This is a genomic window from Pseudarthrobacter sp. NPDC058362 (assembly GCF_042723515.1).
Taxonomy (GTDB): Bacteria; Actinomycetota; Actinomycetes; order Actinomycetales; family Micrococcaceae; genus Arthrobacter.
In genome coordinates this window covers 243,359-268,707 of sequence record NZ_JBHXIW010000001.1, presented here as the reverse complement: position 1 = coordinate 268,707, position 25,349 = coordinate 243,359, and the positions used below count along the sequence as shown (strand labels likewise).

Below are 25,349 nucleotides of genomic sequence, written 5' to 3'. Positions count from 1 at the left end.
GTATCTGCCCGCAATTCCGGCGCCCGCTAGAGGGTTGCAGCCTCTTCCTCGGCCAGCCTGACGAGCCGAAGCTCGTCCTCAACAGCGCGGGAAGGCCAGTAGTCCTTGGCCACCTCGTCAGCCCAGACGCGGTCCGCCTCAGGGAAGAGCTTGCCGAACAGGCCGGAGGCTTCGAGCAGCCCTATCAGCGCAAGGAGCCGCGGGTCCGGCGCAGGCGATCCAGCACGCGAGGCAAGCGCCAATTCCAGGTCCCTGACCAGCGCGGCCCGTGGCCCGTGATCCTTTTCGGCATACCGGACGGTCCGGAACAGGCCCAGATGCCGCTCGCCAGTCCGCTCCACGATCCCCAGCGGGGCCATGCTCTCGAAAACACGCTGCACCGCCGCGCGCCCCTCGAGCATCGACACCCATCGCTTGGGCGTATGCGGCCGGGACTTGTGCTGAATGAGCTCAAGTTCGTGCTCCAGGCCGGGGGGCGCGGCGGTCCCCGTAGCCCGGACGTGCTTTCCGCGCAGTTCCACGGCACCGCTCCGGTCGAGCTCGGCCAGGATCGCCCCCGCCAGGCCGGTCCGGAGCGCGAACACCGGAATGTCCGGCTTTCCATCCGCGTCATTTGTTCCCAGGAGAAGGAAGGCCTGCGGCAGGTTCAGCCTGGCAGCCTTCGGAGTTTCCGCATCCATACCACCCATGGTGCGCCCCTCCCGCGGTGACCACAATGGCACAGAAAGACGGACGACGGCGGCGCCTCCCGCCGTCGTCCGCTTGCCTGAGGAAGACGACCAAAAGGGCCCTTACTCAACTTAATTGATTTAGTGGTCCCTTGTGAGCTAGATTACTTCTGTCCCGATTCCCTTCTGCCGGTGCGGCTCCCGGATGGAAGTGCAGGGACAGACATCATCCCTTCTGCCACGAGGAGCCTTCCTTGATTGAAGTCGCAGGTGCGCCCGTCAGTTTCGGGGTATTCGACCTCGGCGGGAGCGCGGGCGGTCGCCTCCCGGGAGCCGAGGAGGTTTGCACAACGCTCAACTCCCTGGGCTACACGGGCATCGATCTCGGCCCCCTCGGGTTCCTTGGACGGGGCGCGGGCCTCCGGGACAGGCTCTCCCGGTACGGGCTCTCGCTCGCCGGCGGGTGGATAGACCTGCCGTTCAGCGATCCCTCCGCTTTTCCATCGGCACTGTCTACCCTCTCGGAAGTCTTGGATGTCTTCACCGAGGCCCCGGCTGACGGCCATGCACCCCCTCCGTTACCCACCTTGGCGGACAGCGGCTCCGAACTGCGCCGCACCAATCCTGGCGGCAGCGCCCACATCGCACTCGACACCGAACGCTGGGCCACGCTGGCCCGCAATGTAGCGGCAGCGGCTGCTATGGTGCGTGACCGCGGGTTTGAACCCACCTTCCACCATCACGCCTGCACCCATGTGGAAACACCGCAGGAAATTGACCGCTTCCTCGATTCCACAGATGTGGGCCTGACTCTCGATACGGGGCATCTGATCCTCGCAGGCGGCGACCCGATCGACGGCCTGCGGCGGTGGGGCAGCCGCATCAACCACGTGCATATCAAGGACGCCCGGATCGACGTCCTGCGGGGCGTGGTGGCGGACAAGGGCGGCATGCAGGATGTCTGGGCCGGCAAAGCCTTTGTCCCGCTGGGCGAGGGCGACCTGGACGTGAACGCATTCATGACCGAACTGGTCGGGAGCGGCTACGACGGCTGGCTCGTCGTCGAGCAGGACACCATCCCCTCGCCCGGCGACGATCCCCGCCTCTTCGAACAGCACCATGCCATCAACCGGACCGTCCTTAGGAAGTGGATACCTTGACCAAGCTTCGACTCGGAGTGGTGGGCCTTGGCGCCGTCGCCCAGTCCGTGCATCTGCCACTCATCAAACGGCGCTGGGACCTCTTTGAGCTGGCGGCAGTGGCCGACCTCTCCCCCAGCCTTCTCGAAGCGGTCGGCGCACAGTACGGTGTGCCTTCCACCCACCGCCATGGCTCGCTGGAAGGCATGCTCGATGCCGAGGATCTGGACGGCGTCGTACTCCTGACATCCGGTTCCCACGGGCCGCCGGCGCTGCAGGCCGTCGAAGCCGGCGTCGCTGTCTTCTGCGAGAAGCCGTTGGCATACTCACTCGCGGAAATCGAACAACTGCGCAAGGCGGAACAAAACCACGGTCGGCCGATGCTGCTGCTCGGCTATATGAAGGAGTACGATCCCGCGGTCCTGGAGCTGAAGAAGCAGCTTCCCGCTTCCGAAGATCTGCGCTACCTGAACGTGGAAGTGCTGCACCCGAGCGGCTCGTCCCAGCTGGGCTATGCCAACCTCCGACCACCGGTCCGGGATATCCCGGCGGGCGTGCTCTCCGACCTGGCGGATGCGGACGCTGCCCGCCTGGACGCCGCCATCGGTAAGGACACCACCGTGAAGCTGCGGAAGCTGTACGCCAACGTGATCCTGGGCAGCCTCATTCATGACATAGCACTCGTCCGGGCCCTCGCCGGCCCCTTGGAGCATGTCGACTCGGTGCATTACTGGGCGGAGCAGGACGAGCCGGGCTCCCTGGAAATAGCTGGAACAACAGTTGACGGACTGCGTGTCCACTTCAACTGGCATTTTCTTGCGGGCTACCCTGCCTACCGGGAAACGGTGACGGTTCACCACACCACGGGCTCCGGCAAGCTCGAGTTCACGGTGCCCTACCTCCTCAACGCCCCGACGAAGCTGACTATGACCTCGGCTGCCGGGGCGGGCGTCGCCGACAGTGTCGTGGAGGACGTCACCGAGGCGTTCGAGCAGGAACTGGTGGCATTCCACCGCATGGTGTCCGCGCACGAGGCGCCGCCCACGGGGATTTCCGAAGGAGAGGCCGACGTCAGGGCGGCCCAACGGATTGCCGCCGCACTGGCGGATTCCCTGGCAACAACGATCGGCGGAGAGGCTGCATCCCTGTGAATGAAACTACTACGGGCGAAAAGCCTATGAGCGGACCAGTAGAAACCGGTATCGTCCTGGTCCCGCACACGCACTGGGACCGCGAATGGTACGAGCCATTCCAGGTGTTCCGGTTCAAGCTGGTCCAAATGTTCGACGTTGTCCTAGCCATGGCGGAAGCAGACCCCCGGTTCAGGTTTACGCTGGACGGCCAAACCGCAGCCATTGAGGACTACCTGGAAATCCGGCCGGAGAACGAGGAACGCGTGAGGGCGGTTGTGGCCAGCGGCCAGTTGGCTTTGGGCCCCTGGCAGATCCTCCTGGACGAATTCCTGTGCTCCGGTGAGACCATCATCCGCAACCTCCAGATGGGCATGTCCGGTGCGCGCCGGCTCGGCGGGTACATGAATGTGGGCTACCTGCCGGACATGTTCGGCCACGTCGCCCAGATGCCCCAGATCCTCAGCCGCGCCGGCATCCGGGACGCCTGCCTGTGGCGCGGGGTGCCGTCCAGGGTCACGGGGCACGCGTTCCGGTGGGAGGCCCCCGACGGCTCGGCAGTTCGGGTGGAGTACCTGTTCGACGGCTACGGCAGCGCCCTGGACCTCCTGGCGATTCCGGAGAACATTCCCCACGCACTGAGGAAGTACCGGCAGGAAACGGCTGAACGGTACCGCGGCGACGCCATCCTTGGCATGGTGGGAACCGATCATATGCCTCCCGACGCCGGCCTCATGGGCAAGGTGGATTCCTACCACTCCGCAGACTTTCCCATCCGGCTGGCCACCCTGGAAGAGTACGTGGCCGGCTTCAGCCAGCAAGGGGACCTGCCGACAATCCCCGGCGAACTGCGTTCACACGCGCGCGGCAACATCCTTCCCGGCGTTTTCTCCATCCGCCGGAACCTCAAATCGGCCATGGCCGCCGCCGAACGCACGGCCCTGGAGGCTGAACGACTTGCTGCGACCTACAGCGACAGCGACTTCGAACCGTTCGTCAGCATGGCCTGGCGGCGCATCATCGAATCGACGGCGCACGATTCCGTAGTGGGCTCAGGCACCGACGAGACGGTGGACCAGGTGGAGGCGCGCCTGCACGAGGCTGCGCAGATCGCCCGCGCTGTCCGCAACGAAGTGGTCCTGGGCGTGGCGGCCGGCATTTCCAGCCGCGCTTACGTTGCATTCAACACGCTGCCGGCCGGCCGGAACGTCGCGGTAGAACTGGAGGTTCCCGCACCCGTGGCCGGCGCGCCGATTACCGCCCAGGCCGTGGATGGCAGCGTGCTTGCCGTTCAGGAGATCGGGCAGGCACCAACCCTGCTCGGTGACGAAAGCATGGACGCGTCCGTGCTGGTGGACCGCATGATGAACCGCATCCACGGCCGCGAACTGTTCGGCCAGCTCGTCGAGGGCTATCGGGTGGAACCCTACTCGCTGGAGTTCGAGGTGGCCCAGGTACCCTCGACTCCGGTGTTCGATGTGGTCGCCTTCAAGGCTGAACTGGCCGCTGCGGTGGAGTCCCACCCGGGTGAGTGGAAGGTCCGCATCACGGCGGAACCCCGGCGGCGTGTCCTCGTGGACGTCCCGGTACCGCCCATGGGCATGGCACCATTCACGGTGTCACAGCAGGCCCTCCCGGCAATTGAGCACGTCACCTGCCAGGAGGGGCTGCTCTCCAACGGCCTGATCACAGCGCGCATAGCGGCCGACGGAACAGTGTCCCTCGCCGGTCAGGACGGAACCGTCCTGACCGGGATCGGCAAACTCGTCGACGGCGGCGACTGCGGCGACAGCTACAACTACGGTCCGCCGGCTGTCGACGGTCTCGTCTCCGAGCCGCGGCAGGTTGACGTCGAGGTGCTGGAGACCGGACCGGTGCGGGCCGTGGCCCGGGTTACCCGCACTTACCTCTGGCCGCGCAGCCTGGACCGCGCGCTCGGCGCCAGGTCGGAAGAAGTGGCTGAAGTTCCGGTGCACACTTATGTGGAACTGCGCCGTGGTGAGCCGTTCATCCGGCTGCGGGTCCAGTTCATCAACCCCGCCGCAGACCACAGGCTGCGGCTGCATGTTCCACTTCCGCAGCCTGTGGCCGGTTCGGCCTCGGAAGGGCAGTTCGCCATCACCGAACGCACCCTCACCGCAGAGGGAGGCGGCGGCGAATTCCCGCTGCCTACGTTCCCTGCCTACACCTTTGCCTCGGCAGGCCCCGCCACCGTCCTGGTGCACGATGCCACCGAGTACGAAGTGGTGGAGGGCCGGGAACTGGCTCTGACCCTGCTGCGCTCCGTGGGGTCCATCAGCGTCAATGTCCACCCGTTGCGGGACGAACCCGCGGCCTCGGAGATCCCCATCCCCGGAGCGCAGGAAATCGGGACGGAAGTGGACGTCGAATTTGGCGTCATCGCCTCTTCCAACGGTTATCGGAACGCGTCCGCCGTGGAACTCTCCGACCACTTCAATGCCCCGGGCCTGGTGGTGCGCGGCAGCGGACCGGGCGGAGAAGCGGTCCCCGGACCGGTAGAAGGGCTGCGGCTTCGGGGCAGCAACGTCCGCCTCAGCAGCCTGCGCAAGACCGGCGTCGGCACGGAAGTACGGGTGGTGCTCCTGGCCGGGGAGAGCACCGGTGCTGTCCTCACGGGGGCCTTCGGGCAGGTCGACACAGTGGACCTCACGGGCGGACAGCTTGCCTCGGAAGAGGCTGACGGCGAGTTCAAGTTCATGCTCGAACCGTGGGAGATCCGGACGCTGCTGCTGCGTCCACGGGCTTAGCGCCCCGCGCCAAACCGAAAGCGCCGGCCACCGTTCCGAAGGGAACAGATGGCCGGCGCTTTTAGCCGGTTCAATAGCTTGCTACATACTCACGGCGAGGATCTGCCGGTCTGCCGTTTCCAACCGGAACGGACCTCCCGCCAACTCCCCGAAGGGAGCGCGCGCTCCACGGACCAGGCGACGCCGGCCCTCAAAGTCGATCAGCAGGGTTCCGTCGGCGTCGATGGCCAGCAGTTCACCGTCCACGCGAAGCAGCAGCGGGGAATCGACTCCCATGCTCAGCGCCGTAGGACCCCGCTTCAGAGCAGCGAGAAGCTCGCCCTCTCCAGGTCCTGCCGCCTGCACCCACGTGGTGGGAAGCCCCGGTGGGTGCCCGCCTTCGTGCCGGTGGAAGTCACCACCGCCCAGGGGGATCACCGGTTCACCCCAGGCATTCAGCCACGCCCAGATGCTGGTGTCCCTGCGGTTGGGCAGCCAGGTTTCGTGCATGATCTCGGCATGGGAAGGCTTCCGGGAGAGCTTCCACTGCCAAGAACAGTCCGTAGCTACCGGATGGTTGATGGACAGGAACCCACCCTCCGCTTCCACCTGCTGAAGCCATTCGTCAGGATGCTGCCGGAAATCGACCCATCCAATGCGCCCGTAGGCGTTGGCGTGGCCGCGGACCGTGGTGACCTCCTGCCCTGGCAGCAAGGTGATGCCATACTCTGCTCCGGCGCTTTCCAGGTGCGGGTGGTGGCTCACCGTGTTGTGGTCCGTGACGGCCAGGAAGTCCAGCCCGTTGCCCGCAGCTTCGGCTGCCAGCTGGCGGATCGAGAGCGCCCCGTCCGAGTGGAGTGTGTGGGCGTGGCAGTCCCCGGCAAACCAGGTCATACCGGATCCCGACGGAAGGCTTCGGCGACGGCTGGCGGGCACGGCCGCGACGGGTGCCGGTGCCGGCGGTTCCGGATCAACGGCGCCCACAGCCGGTATGTTGACGGTCAGCTCGATATCCACGCCTTCGGCGGGAACGTGGTGGAGGCCCAGCACCACCTTCCAGACGCCGTCCTCGAGTTCGCCGGGGCAGTATCCCGTGGTGGCTTCGTTTGCGGTGATGACGAAACGCTGCCGTGCCCCGCCGGACCAGCCCCGCCAGCCGGCCGCCCCCACGCATCCCAGGTCGATGACTGCCCGGGAGGTGTCGTATTCGAGGACCACTTCAACTGACCGTGCAGCGGAGAGTTCGAACGGCACCTCCAGGTACAGACTCTCCACCCTGTCTTCGGGCGTCAGGGTCTGCCGGATCCGCATGTCAGTCTCCGATCCGAAGGCCCTCGGCGTCGAACAAAAGGGTCCGCCGCGGTTCGAACGTCACCCACACCGGCGCCCCGATTTCCGGTTCGTTGTCCTCGCTGACCACTACCTGAAGCAGGTGGTCAGTCTCGGGAACTTCCACCGTCATCAGCACAGAGGCCCCGAGGTTCTCGGACACCGTTACCTTGCCTGAGATGCTCCCGGAATCGGGCTCGGTGGTAAGCCCCAGGTACTCCGGACGTGCACCCCAGGTGACTTCCTGGCCATCACTGACCTTGTCCGCAGTCCCGGCGGGAAGCGCTATCCGCTGTCGGCCTATGGTGACGGATCCGTCGTCGACGGTTCCCTTAATCAGATTCATCGAGGTCGACCCCACGAAGGAGGCAACGAACGTGTTTGCGGGGCGCTGGAAAACCTCGCGCGGGGTGCCCAGCTGCTGCATTTTGCCCGCACGCATAATCGCGATTCGGTCCGCCAGGGCCAGAGCCTCCGCCTGGTCATGCGTGACGAACACGGTGGTCACGCCAAGGTCCTGCTGGAGCTTCTTCAGGAATGTGCGGGCTTCGAGCCGGAGCCGGGCGTCCAGGTTGGACAGCGGTTCATCGAACAGGAACACATCCGGCCGGCTGGTGACAGCGCGAGCCAGGGCCACGCGCTGCTGCTGGCCGCCGGAGAGCTGTCCGGGCCGCCGCTCCATCAGGCCTTGCAGCGAGAGCTTGTCGCCGACCTCTTCCGCGCTGGCCTGACGTTCCGGCCTGGCCACTTTCTGGATCTTCAGGGGGTAGGCGATGTTGTCCACGATGGACATGTGCGGGAACAGTGCATAGTCCTGGAAGACCATGGCGACCCTGCGCTGACCGGGCTCGAGGTTGGTGACGTCCCGGTCGCCGATGCTGATACTGCCGGAGGTGGACTTTTCCAGCCCGGCGATGGTCCTCAGCAACGTGGTCTTGCCGCAGCCGGAGGGGCCGAGGAGGGCAAAGAACTCGCCGTCGTGGATGGTGAGGTCCATGTCGTCCACACCCCGGACGCCGCCGGGATACTCCTTGATCAGGGAGCTGGTGGTGATGCTGGCCATTAGCTTTTGATACCTCCATGGAAGCGGAACCCGTAACGCCGGTTAACGAAGAAGTACATGGCGATCACGGGAATAGAGAAGAGCAGGGAGAACGCGGAAATCAGTGCGAGGTTAGGCTGACCGCCTTCTGTATAGAAGGTGTACATCACGACGGCGGCGGGAGACTTGGCGGGCGAGCGCAGCAGGAGGTAGGGAACCAGGAAGTTGCCCCACACCTGGACGACGGCCCACACGGCGATGGTGGCAAGGCCCGGGCGGGCCAGCGGAATGACCACGTCCCACAGAATGCGCAGCGGCTTCGCGCCATACAGCCGCGCCGACTCCTCGTAGGATTTCGGCGTCGAATCCATGAAGTCCTTGAGGATGAAGATCACGGTGGGCAGGATGCCGCCGCTGAGCACCAGGATCACGCCGAACTGGGAATCGATCAGCCCAAGCTTGACCATCAGCAGGAACGTCGGAACCATGGCCGCCGTACCCGTGATGATGGAGGAGAGCAGCAGCAGCGTGTACAGCAGCAGGTCACGTCCGGGGATCTTCACCCGTGAGAGGGAATACGATGCCAGCGAGCCGAGGACCAGGACAACCACCATCGACCCGAGCGCCAGGATCAGAGAGTTTCCCAGCGAGGCGATGGCGATGGGGTTCTCGAAGAGCACCTTGAAGTTGTTAAGCGTGAACTCCGGCACCTTCACGTTCAGGGTGGGGTGCGCGTCGAAGGGAGCGAACACCAGCCACAGCACGGGAATGACGAAGAACGCCAGGACCAGCGCGATGAACAGGCTTTTGCCCATCAGCCCGAGGAAATGGCCCAGAATGCGACGGCTCTCCTGGTCCGCGGTGGGGCGCCGGCTGTCCAGGGCGGTCATGATTTTCTCTCCTTCAGGAGTCGCAGGTAGACCATGGCGATCACCAGGTTGATGATGATCATGATCAGCGAGATCGCGGCACCCTGTCCCAGCGCGCCGTCGTTCAATGCCAGCTGGTAGATGAAGATCGGAAGGATGTTGGATCGGTCATCAGGTCCGCCTGCGGTCAGCAGATACGGCGTAAAGGTGTTGAACGTCCAGAGCGTGATCAGCAGGGTGTTCGTGAGAATGTGACCGCGGATGTGCGGGAAAATCACGTCGCGGAACTGGGCCCACGCACCGGCCCCCACCATGCGGGCGCTTTCGAGCTGCGTAGGCGGAACCGATGCGAGCGCAGAACTGAACAGGAGCATGGAGAAGGCGGTGCCCACCCAGGTGTTGAAGACGATGATGCTTTCCATCGGGTAGTTCAGCAGCCAAGCGGTGTTGCCCGTGTTCAGCATTGCGTTGAGGGTGCCGTTGCTGCGGTCCAGAAGGGCGTACCAGAGGAAGGTAGTGACTGAACTCGGGATGATCCAGGCAAGCAGCACAAAGAATTCGACGACGGCGCGGACGGATTTGCGGACCCTGGTCATGGCCCAGGCGATGGCGAAGCCGAGTACGGACTGCCCGATGACGGCGGACCCGAACACGAACAGCAGCGTCAGCACCAGAGAATTGAGGAACCGGTCGTCAGACAGTGCATTGACGTAGTTGTCCAGGCCCACGAACTGCGGATTCTTGGCCGCGGAGCCGGTGAGCCGGTAGTTGGTCATGCCCAGGTAGAGCGACCACAGCGCCGGGAAGACGAGGAATACCGAGATGAGCAGCAGTGCCGGCGCCAGGAACGCGGCTGCCCCGCCCTTGCCCAGGCCGGCGACGTCGCCGTCGTCGGGAAGTGCCCGGGAGGGCCCGGAGCCCGCTGCAGCAGCGGACTCCGGGGCCTTCACGAGTTGATCACTTGGAGATCTTGTCACCGACAATTCCCTCCAGGGCCTTCTGATAGGCATCCCCGGCCTCAGCCGGAGTCTTGCCGGCGGCGACCTGACCGCTGGCCTCCTGCAGGGCGGTGGACACCAGGGTGTAATCAGCCAGGCCCGGCCGGTAGGCCGTGACCGGGAGAACGTCGGTGGAGATGAAGTTCATCAGCGGATCGGTCTTGAGCAGTTCGGCGTTGACGTCATTGCGGGGTGAAACGCGCGGAGACTTGCCCAGGCGTTCCTTGATGGCTTCAGCCGAGGTCATGAACTGGAGCAGTTCCCAGGCCTGCTGCGGAAATTTGGTCTTGGGGTTGATGACCTGGCCCGAACCGCCGGACATGCTGACGAAATCGGCGCCGTCGGGACCCTGGCCGGGAGCCTTCGCGGGGATCTTGGCCCAGCCCACCGCCGTGTCGCGGTCGGCCATGGGAGCCACGCCGGTCTTGGGGTTGAGGACGGAGCGCCAGAGATAGTCGCTTTCAATCATGATGCCCAGCTTGTTCTGCGAGAACTCCAGGAACGACTTGTCGCGACCCTTGGCGTCCTGCTGCAGCAGCGGGTCGCCGAGCTTCTCCTCGCCGTACACCGTGGAGTAGAGGCCCAGGACGTCTTGGAGTGCCTGGCTGTTGCCCTGCCATTTGTCATCCTTGTGGATCGGCTGCCCCGTGCCCTGCAGCAGCGGCAGGACACCCTGCATGGTCGCAGCTTCGCCCATGGCCTTGCCGGCATTGATCTGGAGGGGCGTGACGCCGGGAAGCTTCTTCAGCGCGCGTGCGGCCTCGAGGATTTCGTCCCAGCTCTTGGGCTGCCAGTCTTCCGGCAGGCCGGCCTTGGCGAACAGGTTCTTGTTGAAGTAGATGACGCGTCCGTCGGTTCCGTCGGGTACGCCGTACAGCTTGCCTTCATAGGTGGTGAGCTGCTGAACCGCGGGGTCGATCTGGTCCCAGCCGTCCCAGCCCTCCAGCTTGTCCTTGCCTACGACGTCCTCAAGGGGCTTGATGTAGCCGGCGTCGGCAAACTCGCCGAACCAGATGCCGTCGATGCTGGCAATGTCGGCGCCCTGGCCGGTGGAGAGGTCGAGCGAAATCTTGGTCTTGTAGGCCTGGTCGTCCACGCCGTTGGACTGGAACGTCACCTTTGCCGTAACGCCCTTCGCCTTCTGGGCTTCCTCGAACTTGGGGATCACGTAGTTGGTGATCCAGTCGGCTCCGTCGGAGTTCTTTCCGCCGGAAACCGCGTTGGCCGCAATGGTCAGGGTCACCTCCTTGGCGTCCGCATTCTGCTCGGTGTCAGCCGATGGGGTGCCGGCGCCGCCGCAGGCGCTCAAGGCAACGGTGCCCGCGAGCGCGCCGGCAAAGGCCGCAAAAATTCTCTTTCGAGTCATATCAGTGGATCCCTTTGGGAGACAGAGCTCCGCCTCTGCGAAGCTGATTGGGTAGTTGTCTGAGGTACCTGACAGCATGTGACACAGGCCACTATAGTCGAGTAGCGGGCTTAGTCAACTAAATTGAGTTAGGTGGTTTTACATGCCGCGTGGGTCGAATCTGGAGCGGGTCAGCGCCTTCAACCAGGCAGTGGTCCTGGACCTTGTCCGCCGTTCCGAAGCCGGGCTCAGCCGGGTGGAGCTTATTGGAGCCACGGGCCTGTCCACCCAGACGGTGTCCAACATCGCCCGCCGGTTGCTGGATCTGGGCCTGATCCGCGAAAGCGGCAAGGTACACGTTCCCCAGGGCAAGCCGCGGACCACACTCACCATCGACCCGCGGAGCCGCTTCGCAGTGGGCGTTCATCTTGATCCGTCGCGCCTGACATTCGTCCTCCTGGACCTTGCCGGTGCCGTGATCCACCGGAGCCATATCCCGGTCGAAGCAGTAGCCGGGCCGAAGGAGACGGTCATCAGGATCGCACGCGCGGTGGAGGACCTGATCACTGACTCAGGAATACCCGGGGACCGGGTGCTGGGCGTGGGCATCGCGGCTCCGGGCCCCATCGAATTCGACCAGGGTGCCGTAGTCGGGCCGCCAATGTTGACTGGCTGGGCGCGGGTGGAATTGCGGGAGTCCCTGGGCGAGGCTACCGGCCTGCCCGTCTTCCTGGAGAAGGACTCAACCGCAGCCGCGCACGCTGAACTGTGGGTGCGGGACCAACGTTCGGACCAGAACTTCGTCTTTATCTACCTGGGCAGCGGTACCGGCGCAGCCGTGGTCCTGGACGGTGAGGTCGTTCGCGGCTCCTCCAACAATGTCGGGGAGATCGGCCATTTCTCCACCGGCGACGGAGGACGCATGTGTGGCTGCGGCCGGACAGGGTGCCTTGGCGTGTCGGTGATGCCCGTCAAATTGGTGATGGAAGCCTCGCAGCAGGGTCTGGTTCCGGGCCCAGTGGACGAGGAGGACCTGCAGCAGGTGGCGAAGCGCTTTGCGGAACTGGCCGTCCTGGCTCAAGGTGGGGACGGCCGCGCCGGCGCGCTCTTCCTCGAGGCGGCCCAGCGCCTGTCCAGGGCGGTCGAAGACATCGCGAACCTACTGGACGTCGATGCAGTAGTGCTCGGCGGCCCCTCCTGGGCGCCCGTGGCCGAACACTACCTCGCCGTCCTTCGGTCGGCGCTTTCGAGCCGGCTGGCCATGGGAATGATTCACCAGGTGGAGGCCCGCGGATCCGCCCTCGGCGAGGACATCGCGGCCATCGGGGCCGCCTGCATCGTGCTGGACCACGTGCTGGCGCCGCGCGCGGAAGGCCTGCTCCTTGAGTAGCGTCCACCTCCTGGGCAGCCCCGGCCATCTGGCGCAGTTGCGGTCAGAGGAACGGAGGCTGGTGCGGTTTCCACGCTCCGTGGTCACGCAGCAGGGAGACACGGCAGTATGGTCACGGACCGGAGATCCTGTGCCGGGGGCCGTGTCCCCCACCTTCGGCACTGCCCGCATCGCGCACGTGTTCGCCCTGGCAGCGGAAAGGGGCGAGCCGTGGGCCCGCGGCGTGTCCTTCGACCTGTTGGACTACCTGGCAGCCTTTGGCGCGCGAGGCTGGCCGGATAACCCGGCGCGCCCCACGGAGGGCCAGGACCTGTACACCCTCGCCTTCGTCATTCTGGCAGCTGCTTCCGGAACCGCTGCCGGCCACCCCGCAAGCCCCCAGATGCTGTCCGAAGCCCTGCAGCGCCTGGACCGGCAGTTCTGGGAACCGGAACACGGCCTGGCCGCAGACCGCGCCGACGCCGCCGGGCGCCTGGATCCTTACCGGGGCCTCAACGGCAACATGCACCTGGCAGAGGCACTGTTCGCAGCCGCCGACGTCACCGGCAACGGGCTCCTTCGGGCCCGTGCGCTGGGAATCTGCGGCTTTGTCATCCGGCAGGCCGAACAGCGGAATTGGCGCATCTGCGAACACTACGGCGAGGACTGGAGCCCCCTCCCACAACACAACCTGGAGGAGCCCCATCACACTTTCAAGCCTTATGGCGCTACAGTCGGCCATGGCTTCGAGTGGGCCCGGCTCCTGGCCCAGTCAGCCGGATTCGGACCCGCGGGGCAGTTGGCGGCTGCAACGGCATTGTTCGACAGGGCCGCCGCCGACGGCTGGCAACCTGGGGAGCACCCCGGTTTCTGCTACACCACGGACTGGGACGGCCGGCCGGTCTCGACCCGCCGGCTGCACTGGGTGGCGGCCGAAGCCCTTGCCAGCGCATCAGTGCTGTTCAGGCTGACCGGGGAGGACCGCTTCGCTGCCCAATATGATGAATGGTTCCACCACGTCGGGTCCGCTTTCATGGACCGGGAGTCAGGTTCGTGGCATCACGAGGTGGACGCCGAGAACCGGGCGGGACCGCCCCTACCCACCGACAAGCCGGATCTGTATCACGCCTATCAGGCGGTCCTTATCCCGCAACTGCCCGTGCGGACCAGCCTGGCCGCAGCCGTGACGGCGCGCCCCAAAAGGGAAAAGCGGACGACGACGGTGCCTCCCGCCGTCGTCCGCTTGCCTGAGGCGTGACGCGCGGGCGCTACTGCAGCGCAGGCTCCCGGATGGAGCCGGGCTGGAACCGGGCGCCGGCGCCGGCGAAGACCGGAACCTCGACCCGGCCGTGGGTGTGGACTGCCTGGACGGTCGCCTTGGTATGCTCGGCGATCTTGTCCAGGGTGGTGATCCACATCCCGTCCATGCCCTTGACCCGTTCGATCAGTTGCTCCAGGGCCACGGTTTTGGATGGCCGGCCGGAGATGAACGGGTGGTTGGTAAGGACGAAGCAGCTGCCCTGGGAGTGATGTGCCTCGGCTTCGAGGGTCCACATCTCCAGCACCTTTGCCGGGCTTTCGATGACTCCACTGCCGGTGACACCGGGGTAGAACGCGTACTGCTCCCAGTCGTCCAGCGCCCAGTCCACGGGAATCTCCACGAGATCCCTGGGATCGTCCGGGGCGACGGCGAAACGGTAGGGCGCGTCGCCGTCGAGCAGGCTCGAATCGTAGAGGAACCCGCGGTCCGCCAGCAGCCCGGGTGAGTGCCAGTTCAGCTCCCACCATGGTGCCCGGTACCCTACCGGGCGCACGCCGGCCACCTTGGCCAGGGCTTCCAGGCCCCGGTCAATGTAGCTGGCCTCGGTGGCGGCGTCGATGCCCTGCATGGGTTCGTGCAGGTAGCCGTGGTGCGCCACCTCGTGCCCGCCGTCCACGATCGCGCGCACCACGTCCGGGTAGGACTCGGCGGTGAAGCCGGGGATGAAGAACGTCGCCTGGATCTGCTGCCGCTCCAGGATCTTCAGGAGCCGGGGCACCGCCACCTTGGGCCCGTAGGACTGGTGGGTCATCAGCGACATGCGCTTCGTGGTGGAGGGGTCGTGGGCGATGGTGCAGGACTCGGCGTCCACATCGAAGGTGAACGACGCGGCTGCCTTGGCGCCGTCGGGCCAGGTGATCGGATGGAGCAGGTCCGGGATGGCGGGGTGGTTCACAGATGATCCTTTCGCGGGGCGGGCGGCGTTGCCCGCCTCCAGTAGCGGGGCGGGCATCGTCGCCCGCCCCGGTGGTTGCGGCTGGCGGTTAGGGTACGGGCAGTACCGGGATGCTGGACTCAGGATCCTGGCTTCCGCCGGCGCCGTTGCGGCCGGTGCCGTCCCGGCCGGCTGCCGACTTGGGCTGGTAGGTCGCCTCAAGGAAGCGGACGTGTTGCCGCGGGCCGAGTACTGCGTAGGCGGCCGCGCTGGTCAGTCCGCCGGCCAGCCAGGACAGGTCCCAGCCGCCCAGGGCCACGGCGATGGGGCCCTGCATGACCGGAATCAGCCCGTACATGAACAGCCAGGTGGCGAAGATGCCGGCCAGGAGGGAGGTGACGCCCGCCCAGTTGATGCCCGGAAGCCTGCGGGTCCCGACGCCGTCGAACAGCCGCTCCGGGTTGCCGGGCCAGCGCTTGTCCAGCCAGAAGTAGTGCACCAGCATGACCCCGCCCCAGGCGGCCACCCAGGCCACCAGGCCGATCAGCCAGGCGTCGAGCACCGCGGCGAAGTCCTCCTGGAAGATAAAGAAGACGACGGCGATCAGCGAGAACACGCCGACGAACAGGTTCAATTTCCGGCGGCTGATGGTGATGTCCAGCGCCTGCGTGGCAACCGAGAAGGTGTAGATGTTGAGAATGTTGGTGGCGATGGGTCCGTGCAGGACCATCAGCAGGACAGGCAGTGCCAGGACGCCGAAGTTCTGCACGATCAGTTTCCCCGGGTCCACCTCGCCACTGTTCGTGGCCAGGCTGGCGCCGAGGATGCCCAGCCAGACCACCGGGATGAACTGCCCCAGCACCGAGGCCAGGTAGACCTTCTTCTTGGGCACGGAGGTGCTGACGAAGCGGGAGTAGTCGGCGGCGTACGTGAACCAGGTGATGCCCCAGCCGATGCCGATAGCGGTCATGACCGCGCTCATGGCAGCGATGCGCTCGGAGCCTTCCAGGATGTTCCCGGCAGGGCCGGCATAGGTCCAGTCGATCTTCATGCCGAACCAGGCCACGGCGGACATGACGGCGAGGATGATGATGGTGGGCGGCACCGTCCACTTTTCAAAGGCGGCGATGGCTTTGTAACCGAACCAGGCGATGGCCACCTGGGCGGCCATGATGCCGGTGGCAACCGCGATCTTCCAGGCGTAGTTGTGCGCGTCCGGGTCTACCCATCCGAGGGTGCCGAACAGTGCCATCACCAGGTCCAGGATGATCCAGGTGTTCACGGCGCACCAGCCAATCACCAGGAGCGCCTGGATGGCGGCGGGGAGGTAGTTTCCACGCCGACCGAACGCGGCGCGGGCCAGGACCATGCCGGTGGCGCCGGTCTTTTGGCCAAGCAGGACGAAGCAGCCAAACAGCAGCATGCCGATCAGGTTGCCCAGCACCAGGACGGTGACGGTGTCCGCGAAGCCGAGCCCAAGGTGGATACCGAGTGCCCCCAGCACCCAGTTGATTGGAGCTAGGTTGGCGCCGGCCCAGATCCAGAACTGTCCGGACACCTTGGTGGTGCGTGCCGATTCCGGGATGGGCTGGAGCCATGCTTCATGGTCCTCGGCGCCGTCGTGGACGTTTATGTGCGCGGCGCCGGCGCCGGGTGCATCGGAAGCAGCGCGCCTTTGCGCTGCCGTGGAAAGCTCTTCTTGCATAGGGGGCCTCCGTGAGGATTGGTAGGTACTCAAAGGCTATGTGGCCCCCATCACAGGGAACAAGATACTATGTGTCGAGCAAATCCCTTTCTTACGTTACGGAATGTCATGTCAGTTCCCCTCGGCGAGATCCTCGCCCACCCAGCACTCGCCGCTGCGGACCCCTTGCTCCACGCGCCTGGCAGGGACGTCGCGGCAGATCCAGTCCGCTGGGTCCACTCGAGCGAGGTGCTGGACATTGCACCGCTCCTGCGCGGTGGGGAGTTGTTGCTCTGCGGTGGCATCACCCTGGCCGGAGCCACGCCGGACAAGCGCGCCGCCTACGTTCAGGACCTGGCGCAGCGGGGAGTGGCCGCCCTTGCAATCGAAACCGGCGGGGTCCTGCCTGAGATTCCGCCTGCCATGCTGGAGAAGGCCCGGGAACACGGGCTGCCGGTAGTGGAACTCCGCGAGGTGGTGCCTTTTGTGGGCGTCATGCAGGCCATCAATTCCATCCTGGTCAGCGAGTCGGTAGGGCACCTCCAGCAGGCGGATGCGGCAACCCGGGCCATGGCGGCGGAACTCGCCCATGGCGCATCCCTGGACAGGATCCTGGACGTGCTGGCGGGGACCACCGGCTCCGCGGTGAAGCTCACTTCACCTTGGGGCGTCATCCTGGGCAATGCAGTGCCGGAGGGCCACAACCCCCATCCGGCAGATCTTGCAGCGGATCAGGCGCGGGACTCCCCCGCTGCCCAGTCAGCGGACGACGCCGGCGCGCCGGCAGGCGGGCAGGACCACCTTGAGGAGGTGGCAGGGGAGAAATTGGTCACCGTGGACATTGCCGTGCGGGGTGTGCTGATGGGCCGGCTTGAGGTCCGGGTGCCGGAGGGCGCCGATGCGGGGCTGGCGCACGTGGCCGGGGAACGCGCCGTCGACATCCTCGGGTTGGCTCTGCTGCAGCACACGCCGCCAGGACTGCATGCCCTCGCCGGTGCGGAGCTGATGCGCGCCGTGCTCACGTCCGCGCCGGAGTGGCGCCTGGAACAGCTCGCCCCCGGCGCCGGTTTCCCAGCCAGTTCCCCGGCCGTGGTGGCGGCCGTCCACGCGGCCTCGCCGCAGAAACTGCGTGGCGCTATGGAGGCCCTCCTGGGTGCGCACCGGATTCCCAACGCTGCTTACCTGGATGAGGCCGAGCTGGTGGTGATGATCGGCCTGCCCTGCACCGACACCGCTGCCGAACGGCGGCAGCTCCTGGCATCGCTCCGGGAGCTCGAAGGGGACCACGATGCGGTGATCTCCGTGGGACCCTTGGCCGGCGGCGTTGCGGAGGCTGCCTGGTCCCTTGCCGAAGCGCGCCGGGCACTGGAGGTGCGGCAGCTCCGGCGCCGCACGGCGTCAGCGCGCCGCCGGAGCTATCCGGCCCGCGGCCTCGTGGTCATCGATGCGGGGGATGTTGCGGTCGAAAGCCTGGCCTTGACCGCCCTGGACGCCTCGGCCCGGGACGCGTTCGTCCACCGCCAGCTGCGGGCGCTGCTGGACCATGATGTCCAGCGGCAGTCCCAGCTGCTGGAGACCCTGCAGGTGTGGCTGGACTCGGGCTGCAACACGGCGCAGTCGGCCAGGGAGCTGCACCTGGAACGGCAGTCGATGCATCACCGGCTGCAACGGATTTTCGAGTTGTGCGGCGGGGATCCCCGGGGAACGGGCCGGCTTGCCGCGCTGCACCTGGCGGCCCGGCTGGCAGGCCTGCCCTAGACGGCTACCTTCCGGGGTTCACCCGCAACCACCGGATGGTCCCTGCCCAGGTTCCCGAGCGCCGCGGCGCCCTGCGGGGACCCGAGTTCCTCGAAGAACGCTGCGTTTGCCCCTATATAGTCAGCCCATTCGTCCGGGACGTCGTCCGAGTAGTAAATGGCTTCCACCGGGCAGACCGGGTCGCAGGCGCCGCAGTCAACGCACTCGGAGGGGTGGATGTACAGTGAGCGCGCGCCTTCATAGATGCAGTCCACGGGGCACTCCTCGATGCACGCCTTGTCCTTGACGTCCACGCACGGCTGCGCAATCACGTACACCATGGTTCAGACGCCCGTGTAGACGGTCTTGCCCCAGGTGAAGAAGTCCAGGGCGGACCTGCCCTGCTCGCGGAAGGTGTTGGTGGATGAATCCTTCACACCGCCAAACGGCACATTCAGGTCCAGGCCGGCGGTGGGCCGGTTCACCTTCACGACGCCCGCTTGTGCCCGCGCGGCGAAGTCCGTGGCGCGGGCCAGGGAATCCGTGCAAATGCCGGCGGTGAGTCCGTAACGGGAGTCGTTGATGGCTGCCAGGCCTTCCTCATAATTGGCCACTTCCAGGACCGCCACCACGGGGCCGAAGATCTCCTCCGTGACGGCGGGATCGTCCGACTGCAGGCCGGTGAGCACGGCGGCAGCAAAGAGCAGCGGGCCGGAGGGATCGCCGTCGTACGTTCCATGGAGCAGCGTGGCACCGCGTTCGACGGCGCCGCGCACCGCTGCCTGGTTCTGTTCCAACTGCTGCCTGCTCACCACGGCGCCCATGGCCGAATTCGCGTCAAGGCCGTTGCCGGGAACGTAGGAGGCGGCTTCGGCCACGAGTGCTTCCAGGAATGCTGCACGGATGCCCGGGGTGACATACACCCGCGATGTTGCCGTGCAGGCCTGTCCAGTGAGCCCGAAGGCACCGGCGGCCACAACTTTCGCTGCCCGGACGGCATCAGCGTCGTCGAGCACCAGAACGCCGTTCTTACCGCCCATTTCCAGCTGCACGCGGGCACGGCGGGCGTTGAGGACTTCCTGCAGACCGAGGCCCACGGCGGTGGACCCGGTGAAGGATAGCCCGGCAATCCGCGGGTCATGTGCCAGTGCCGCCCCCACTACCCGGCCCTTGCCGTGGACCACGTTGAGAACGCCTGCAGGCAGTCCGGCGTCCTGCAGGGCACGGGCCAGGTGCGTAGCGGACAGCGGAGTCAGCTCGGCGGGCTTGATGACGACCGTGTTGCCGCTGATCAGGGCCGGGGCCATCTTCCAGGCCGGAATGGCAATGGGGAAATTCCACGGGGTGATGAGACCCACCACGCCCAGCGGCTCGCGGCGGGTGGTGATGGTGGTGTCCGGCAGGCCGCTGGGCAGCACTTCGCCGGTGGCCGCCCACCCCAGGGACCCAAAGAACCGCAGCACGTCCGAGGCACGCTTGACCTCCCCTTTGGCTTCGGCGAGGGTTTTGCCTTCTTCCCGCACCAGGTCTTCGGCGATGGCTGACTGGCGGTCCATCAGCAGGTCACCGGCAGCCAGCAGGACCGCGCCGCGTGCTGGCGCGGGCAGGGCGGCCCAGGCGGGCTGTGCCTCCACTGCCGCGGCGATGGCCGCGGCGACGTCTTCCGCTGTGCCGCTCGGGGACGAAGCCACCATCTGGTCCGGCTGGGCGGGGTTCATCCGCCTGGTTGCGGCTTGGCCGCACCACGTGCCGTTGATGAGATGTTGCGCGGTGGCGGTGGCGTTCAGGTCGGTGGCGGCATCAAGCGTTGGGGAAGTCATGGTTGTCCTTAGGTAGGTCTGGGGGCTAGAGGCTGCGGATCAGGCCGCCGTCGCACCGCAGTGCAACGCCGGTGATGTACGACGCCGGGGCGCTGCAGAGAAACGCGGCGGCGGCTCCGAATTCGGCGGGTTCGCCGTAGCGGCGGGCTGGTATCGTCTTGCGGGATTCGAGCTGGATGGCGTCGGGCGTGGTGCCGCGCCGCTTTGCCGCTGCCTGGTCGAGTTCGGCCACCCGGTCCGTGGCGATGCGGCCGGGCAGCAGCATGTTGACGGTGACTTCGTCGATGGCTACCTCGGCAGCGAGGGTCTTGAGGTAGCCGGCCAGGGCCGCCCTCCCGGTGTTGGACACCGCGAGGTTGGGCAGGGGTGCCACCACACCGCTCGAACCGACAGCGAGGATCCGGCCCCAGCGGCGTTCACGCATTCCCGGAACGATCCTGGATACAAGGGCGTGGTGCGGCTTGACCAGGAGGTCGAAGGCGGCAGCAATGTCCCCGGCGCCCAACGATGCTGCGGCCCCGGGCTTGGGACCTGGTCCGTTGAGGACAAGGATGTCCACCGGGCCCAGATTCGCCACGGTCTGTTCGACGGCGGCTTCGACTCCCTCCGGCGTGGTCAGGTCGGCTTCGATGGCGGCAGCCTCAGCTCCATACTCGGTCTGCAGCTCAGCCACGATCTCCTTGGCGCGATCACGCCGCCGGCCCACGATGGCCACGCGGGCGCCTTCCGCCGCGAGGGAGCGGGCCACGGCCAGGCCCAGACCGCCGGTCGAGGCGGCCACCAGTGCGGTTTTGCCGGTGATTCCAAGGTCCATCAGAAGCTCCTTTGGGGGGTCTGTGATGTTTCCAGTGCGGGCGCTGCCTCAGCGAGGTGCGTCTGCATGGCAGCACGCAGGTTTTCCGGGAACCCGGCAGCAGGTGCCCGGACGCCGGCATCCTTGATCAGGCCCCTTTCACGCAGGCATTCCTTGCGGATGGCCAGCGCAACCTTGGGCTGCTGTTCGAAATTGATCAGGGGAAGGTACGGCAGCAGCTCTTGCTGTGCCGCCTCGTAGCCGCCCTCCCGCCAGGCCCGGACGCAGGCGATGAGCGCCTCGGGGTACGAGAAGCCGGTCATGGCGCCTGCCGCGCCGGCCAGGAGTTCGTCGAGCAGGCCCTGCCCGCCAAGCCCGCCAAACACGGGGACGCCGGTTGCGGTCAGCTCCGCGATGGCAACGCTGGTGGGCGGTGCTTCGGCTTTGATGGCGATAACGCAGTTGCATGCCGACACCACGGCAGCCAGGGATGTCGCGGCAATGGCCACGCCACTGGCCAGCGGATAATCCTGCAGGACGATGTTGGCACCGGTGGCACGGTGAATGGCGTCCAGGTGGGCGGCCACCACCTCAGCGCTGGGCGAGTTGGCCTGCACCATCACGGCAGCGAGGCGGACGCCCGCCACCTCCTGGGCGGCGCGGACTTCCTCGATGGCCGGCCGCGTCGCCAGGGCGGTGACCCCGACGACGAGGGGCAGGTCAGTGCATTCGACGGCGACTTCCAGGACCTGGCGCCGTTCAGCCGGAGTAAGGGCGGCAGCTTCACCGAAGACGCCCAGGACGGTCAGCCCTGTGGCGCCGATGGTTTCATAGTGCTCCACAAGCCCGGCGAGGCTGTCCAGGTCCACGTCCAGGGTGCTGCCCTGGAACGGTGTGGCGACGACGCCCCACACACCGGCGGGAAGGGTTTCACGGGGCCCGTTTTTGGGCGCGAAAGACTGCGGCATGGTTGTTTCCTTTCAATCGAGGGCCGTTGCTACCGGAGCTGCTCCGGGTGGACGGTCAGCGGCCGGGCCACACGGGCGCCCGTTTTTCCTGGAATGCGCGTACCCCTTCGGAGGAGTCCTCGCTGTCCAGGGCCGCCATGAGCGCCGGCAGCCGAAGTCCGCGCGCTTCGGCCGCCGAAAGGTGTCCGGTCTGCGTGACCATTTGTTTGACTGCCCGGACGGACGTGGGGGCGCAGGCGAGGATGTGGTCAATCCAGCGCTGGACTGCGGCGTCGAGTTCGTTGGCCGTGACCACCTCGTTGACCAGCCCCATGGCCTGCATCTCCGCCGCGTCCGCCTTCCGTCCGGTCAGCAGCATTCCCATGGCCTGGGTGTACGGGACCCGCCGCACAAGCTGGTGGATGCCGCCGTCAAGCGCCAGGCGCCCGACGCGCGGTTCCGGGAGCCCGAAGCGGGCCGTATCCGCGGCCACTACGATGTCGGCGCCGAGCACCATTTCCATGCCGCCGCCCAGTGCGTAGCCGTTGACGCGGGCGATGACGGGAACGTCCAGGGTGGTGCGGAGGCTGAGGCCGCCGAAACCGTTCGGGTCCAGGCCGGCCCAGTATTCCAGGCCGGTCTTGTCCATGGCGTCCGCGGACATGTCGGCGCCGGCGCAGAAGGAACGGTTCCCGGCTCCCGTGACCACCACGACGCGCACGCCGGGGTCGGTTTCGAGTTGCTCCCAGATCGCATTGAGCCGGTCCTGAGAGCGGCCGTCGACGGCGTTGAGGACGTGCTGGCGGTCGATGACCACCGTGGCCACGTGGTTCTCGATGGTGAGCGTGACCTCGTCAACGGGTGCGGAGGCGGACGCCCGGCCCACCGCCGCACCGTCCACGGAGACCGCCGTCATCGCAGGACTCCCAGCTGCTGCAGGCGCGCGATGGTTTCCTCATCAAAGCCGTTCTCCAGCAGCACTTCCACGTTGTGCTCGCCCAGGCGCGGCGCCACCCGGCGGACACTCGGCGGGGTGGCTGAGAGCCGGATCGGGGCGTTCAGCATCCGTACCGTTCCGACGCCGGGGTGTTCGGCCTCAACGATCATGCCGTTCGCTTCGGTCTGGGCATCGGCGAGCGCCTGTTCGAGGGTATGAACAGGGGCGTTCAGCACCCCCTGTTCCTCGAGCCTGCAAGTCCAGTACTCCGTGGTGTTGGTGGCGATGCGCTCCCGGAAGATCGACTGCAGCGCGGGCTTATGGGCGAACTGCTGCTCCAGGGTGGCGAACTCGGGGCGCAGTGTCAGGTCCTCGTCCAAGGCCAGGGCTTCGGAGATCCGTGCAAGCGGGTCCGGTGTGAAACCGCCCACCATGCAGACGGCGCCGTCGGTGGTTTCGAAGACGCCACTCAGCGGCATGGCACCCCAGTTGACCTCGTAGCCGCGGTTGAGCTGCATGCAGGCCTCCTGCATCTGCAGGTGCAGCATGGAGTCGTACATGGTCACCTCGACCTTTTGCCCGACTCCGGAGGTCTCCCGGGTGCGCAGCGCCAGCAGGATGCCCTGCATCAGGTGCATGCCGGTGATGTAGTCGCACAGGGTGGTGGGGTAGATGGCCGGTTTGGTGTCCTCGGACTCCCGGCGCCACATGACGCCGGAGTACGCCTGGGCAATGGCGTCCTGGCCGCCCTTGTGCGAGTAGGGTCCCACGGGACCGAAACCGGTGCCCGAAGCCCAGATGATGCCGGGGTTCTCGTTCTTGAGTTCCTCGTAACCGAAGCCCATCCGCTCCATCACGCCTGACCGGAAATTGCTGACCACCACGTCGGCGTCCGCCATAAGGACGTGCAGGACGTTCCGTCCCTCTTCCGTACGGGTATCGATGGACACGCTCCGCTTGTTGCGGTTGATGGACAGGAAGATCGGGTTGTCCTGGCCGTCCTTGTCAGGGAAGGAGTTGCGGGAGATGTCCCCGGCGCCCGGGCGCTCAACTTTGATGATGTCCGCACCGTAGTCGCCCAGCATCTGGGTGCACGACGGGCCCATGAAGACCTGCGTGAAATCCACCACCTTGATGCCGTCCAGCGGCAGGGGGGTGGCCGTCTGCTCCTCCCCGGCGGCCGGGGCCGCGGTGGCGGGCGCCGCCGTCGTACGTTCTGCCGTTACGGTGCTCATGCCGGAACCGCCGCTTCGGTATCCACGGTGGCGTTCGACGACGGGACGTCGCCGGGGTCCGCACCGTGCCGGCGCATCCCCTGCTGGATGTCCACGGCGGATACGTCCCGGACCAGGACGTTGCCTTCGACGGCGAGCGCTGCGGCGACGCCCACGGCCTGGCCCATCGCCATGCAGGGCGGGATTTCGCGGGACATCTTCTGCGCCTCCGGGGTGGCCGAGTAGTGCCGGCCAGCGACAAGGAGCTGATCCACCTCCTTGGGCAGCAGCGAGCGGTACGGGTAGTAGTAGTCGCGGCCGCGGGCAACGCTGTCCTGGAAGTGGCGGCGCTGCGTCACGTCGTCCTTGGTCATGACGTATTCGCCCTGCAGCAACCGGGTCTGGCGTACGCCCATCTGTGAGGCAACGTCCAGCATGTAGCAGTTTTCGAAGCCCGGCAGGTTGGCGCGGACGTAGTCCACGGCCTCGGAAATGCGGTCGCGGGCAGCGAACTCTGCTGCCGTCATATCCGCCGGGTCAACGCCGTCGAAGCCTGTCATGTGTGGGGCGTTGCACCAGACCACACCGTCGATGGGGGTCTTCAGCCACCACAGCTCCCAGGCGCCGCCGAGGAGGCGCTTGATCTTGCGGTTGATGGCGCGGGCCTCCTTGGGGTTGGCCTGCTCGAACGCCTCTGCCGCGGCGGTGTCAACGTTGCCCAGCCGGAAGACCAGGGTGGTGAGGTAGTTGTCCTTTGCATAGCTGGCACCGGCACGGGAGGCGACGTCAATATCACCGGTGGTGTCGATGACGACGTCCGCCATGAAGGCCTGCGGACCCAGCTTGGTTTCGCAGATGACGCCCTTGATCACTCCGTTGTCCACGATGGGGCGGGAGAACCAGGAGTGCAGGCGCAGGTCCACTCCGGCTTCGCGGACCAGATCGTTGGAAACCCGCTTCCAGCCGTCGGGGTCGAAGGCGGCGGCGTAGCAGACGGGTTTGGGAGTGGTGTGGGAGTGGAAGTCGAAGGTGCCGTAGCGGCCCCACTTGTTCCATAGCTCCTCGGACGTCTTCCTGTCGTCGGCCGGCGGCACGATTGCCAGCCCCAGCTTCTGCAGGCGCTCCACATATTCGGAAACGATTCCGGTGACGGTGATCTCCTGGCCATTGATCATGTCGTCCAGGACCAGGACCATGCCGCCGGAGGCGAGACCGCCGAGGGATGAGTACCGCTCAAGAAGCGTCACTTTGGCGCCGGAGCGGGCAGCTGTTACAGCGGCGGCGACGCCTGCCGGGCCACCGCCCACTACCAGGACGTTGGAACGGGAGATGACCGGCGCGGTCAGGTCCGCCGTCGTGGTACTAAGTTCGAGTGAATTCATCATG

General features: G+C 66.3%; 21 protein-coding genes. 6 read left to right on the top strand and 15 right to left on the bottom strand.

What is annotated here, in order from left to right; genetic code table 11:
- Positions 1-26: 26 nt before the first annotated feature.
- Complete coding sequence (locus tag ACFWIX_RS01170; RefSeq protein ID WP_377214279.1) at positions 27-680, bottom strand: GPP34 family phosphoprotein; 654 nt, start codon at positions 678-680, stop codon at positions 27-29.
- A gap of 242 nt (positions 681-922) precedes the next feature.
- Between ACFWIX_RS01170 and ACFWIX_RS01165 the strand changes: the two genes are divergently transcribed.
- From ACFWIX_RS01165 to ACFWIX_RS01155, 3 genes are read left to right on the top strand one after another with little or no spacing between them, the layout of a single operon-like run.
- On the top strand, positions 923-1,828 hold the full coding sequence (locus ACFWIX_RS01165; protein ID WP_377214278.1) for a TIM barrel protein: 906 nt from the start codon (positions 923-925) through the stop codon (positions 1,826-1,828).
- Positions 1,825-2,958: a Gfo/Idh/MocA family protein gene (locus ACFWIX_RS01160; protein ID WP_377214277.1), complete on the top strand. Its 1,134-nt coding sequence runs from the start codon at positions 1,825-1,827 to the stop codon at positions 2,956-2,958. The genes ACFWIX_RS01165 and ACFWIX_RS01160 overlap by 4 nt, the downstream gene beginning before the upstream one ends.
- A 26-nt stretch (positions 2,959-2,984) precedes the next feature.
- Positions 2,985-5,705, top strand: coding sequence for a hypothetical protein (locus tag ACFWIX_RS01155; RefSeq protein WP_377214276.1), 2,721 nt, complete (start codon positions 2,985-2,987; stop codon positions 5,703-5,705).
- A gap of 81 nt (positions 5,706-5,786) precedes the next feature.
- On the opposite strand, the gene ACFWIX_RS01150 is transcribed toward ACFWIX_RS01155, so the two are convergent.
- The 5 genes from ACFWIX_RS01150 to ACFWIX_RS01130 are packed head-to-tail and all read right to left on the bottom strand — an operon-like array spanning position 5,787 to position 11,288.
- Positions 5,787-6,995, bottom strand: a complete 1,209-nt coding sequence (locus ACFWIX_RS01150; protein WP_377214275.1) for a CehA/McbA family metallohydrolase — start codon at positions 6,993-6,995, stop codon at positions 5,787-5,789.
- A gap of 1 nt (position 6,996) precedes the next feature.
- Positions 6,997-8,076, bottom strand: coding sequence for an ABC transporter ATP-binding protein (locus ACFWIX_RS01145; RefSeq protein WP_377214274.1), 1,080 nt, complete (start codon positions 8,074-8,076; stop codon positions 6,997-6,999).
- On the bottom strand, positions 8,076-8,945 hold the full coding sequence (locus ACFWIX_RS01140) for a carbohydrate ABC transporter permease (protein ID WP_377214273.1): 870 nt from the start codon (positions 8,943-8,945) through the stop codon (positions 8,076-8,078). Before ACFWIX_RS01140 ends, ACFWIX_RS01145 begins: the two co-directional genes overlap by 1 nt.
- Positions 8,942-9,874, bottom strand: coding sequence for a carbohydrate ABC transporter permease (locus ACFWIX_RS01135; protein ID WP_377214272.1), 933 nt, complete (start codon positions 9,872-9,874; stop codon positions 8,942-8,944). The genes ACFWIX_RS01140 and ACFWIX_RS01135 overlap by 4 nt, the downstream gene beginning before the upstream one ends.
- Before the next feature lie 7 nt (positions 9,875-9,881).
- Positions 9,882-11,288 carry an extracellular solute-binding protein gene (locus tag ACFWIX_RS01130; protein WP_377214271.1) on the bottom strand — a complete coding sequence of 469 codons (1,407 nt, stop codon included), beginning with the start codon at positions 11,286-11,288 and terminating at the stop codon, positions 9,882-9,884.
- A 142-nt stretch (positions 11,289-11,430) separates the two neighbouring features.
- On the opposite strand from ACFWIX_RS01130, the gene ACFWIX_RS01125 reads away from it, so the two are divergent.
- Positions 11,431-12,657, top strand: coding sequence for an ROK family protein (locus tag ACFWIX_RS01125; RefSeq protein WP_377214270.1), 1,227 nt, complete (start codon positions 11,431-11,433; stop codon positions 12,655-12,657).
- Positions 12,650-13,894 carry an AGE family epimerase/isomerase gene (locus ACFWIX_RS01120; RefSeq protein WP_377214269.1) on the top strand — a complete coding sequence of 415 codons (1,245 nt, stop codon included), beginning with the start codon at positions 12,650-12,652 and terminating at the stop codon, positions 13,892-13,894. Before ACFWIX_RS01125 ends, ACFWIX_RS01120 begins: the two co-directional genes overlap by 8 nt.
- A 10-nt stretch (positions 13,895-13,904) precedes the next feature.
- Here the strand turns inward: ACFWIX_RS01120 and ACFWIX_RS01115 are convergent, their stop codons facing one another.
- Together ACFWIX_RS01115 and ACFWIX_RS01110 are read right to left on the bottom strand one after the other, a co-directional pair.
- Complete coding sequence (locus tag ACFWIX_RS01115) at positions 13,905-14,852, bottom strand: polysaccharide deacetylase (protein WP_377214268.1); 948 nt, start codon at positions 14,850-14,852, stop codon at positions 13,905-13,907.
- 88 nt (positions 14,853-14,940) lie between these two features.
- Entirely contained in the window at positions 14,941-16,536 is a 1,596-nt protein-coding gene (locus ACFWIX_RS01110; RefSeq protein ID WP_377214267.1) for a purine-cytosine permease family protein, read from the bottom strand.
- 108 nt (positions 16,537-16,644) lie between these two features.
- Here ACFWIX_RS01110 and ACFWIX_RS01105 point away from each other — a divergent pair, with 108 nt between their 5' ends.
- Positions 16,645-18,273 (top strand): PucR family transcriptional regulator, encoded by a 1,629-nt coding sequence (locus ACFWIX_RS01105; RefSeq protein ID WP_377214266.1) that lies wholly within the window; start codon positions 16,645-16,647, stop codon positions 18,271-18,273.
- Here the strand turns inward: ACFWIX_RS01105 and fdxA are convergent.
- Genes fdxA through ACFWIX_RS01070 form a run of 7 tightly spaced genes read right to left on the bottom strand, consistent with a single transcriptional unit; the run spans position 18,270 to position 25,345 of the window.
- Positions 18,270-18,593, bottom strand: a complete 324-nt coding sequence (gene fdxA / locus ACFWIX_RS01100) for a ferredoxin (protein ID WP_377214265.1) — start codon at positions 18,591-18,593, stop codon at positions 18,270-18,272. The two genes, ACFWIX_RS01105 and fdxA, sit on opposite strands and share 4 nt — an antisense overlap.
- A gap of 3 nt (positions 18,594-18,596) precedes the next feature.
- Positions 18,597-20,072 (bottom strand): aldehyde dehydrogenase family protein, encoded by a 1,476-nt coding sequence (locus tag ACFWIX_RS01095; protein WP_377214264.1) that lies wholly within the window; start codon positions 20,070-20,072, stop codon positions 18,597-18,599.
- A 25-nt stretch (positions 20,073-20,097) separates the two neighbouring features.
- Positions 20,098-20,886: an SDR family oxidoreductase gene (locus ACFWIX_RS01090; RefSeq protein WP_377214263.1), complete on the bottom strand. Its 789-nt coding sequence runs from the start codon at positions 20,884-20,886 to the stop codon at positions 20,098-20,100.
- Positions 20,886-21,833, bottom strand: a complete 948-nt coding sequence (locus ACFWIX_RS01085) for a dihydrodipicolinate synthase family protein (RefSeq protein ID WP_377214262.1) — start codon at positions 21,831-21,833, stop codon at positions 20,886-20,888. The genes ACFWIX_RS01090 and ACFWIX_RS01085 overlap by 1 nt, the downstream gene beginning before the upstream one ends.
- A gap of 55 nt (positions 21,834-21,888) precedes the next feature.
- Positions 21,889-22,728 (bottom strand): enoyl-CoA hydratase-related protein, encoded by an 840-nt coding sequence (locus tag ACFWIX_RS01080; protein WP_377214261.1) that lies wholly within the window; start codon positions 22,726-22,728, stop codon positions 21,889-21,891.
- Entirely contained in the window at positions 22,725-23,984 is a 1,260-nt protein-coding gene (locus tag ACFWIX_RS01075) for a CaiB/BaiF CoA transferase family protein (protein ID WP_377214260.1), read from the bottom strand. The genes ACFWIX_RS01080 and ACFWIX_RS01075 overlap by 4 nt, the downstream gene beginning before the upstream one ends.
- Positions 23,981-25,345, bottom strand: a complete 1,365-nt coding sequence (locus ACFWIX_RS01070; protein ID WP_377214907.1) for an FAD-dependent oxidoreductase — start codon at positions 25,343-25,345, stop codon at positions 23,981-23,983. Before ACFWIX_RS01070 ends, ACFWIX_RS01075 begins: the two co-directional genes overlap by 4 nt.
- Positions 25,346-25,349 lie beyond the last annotated feature (4 nt).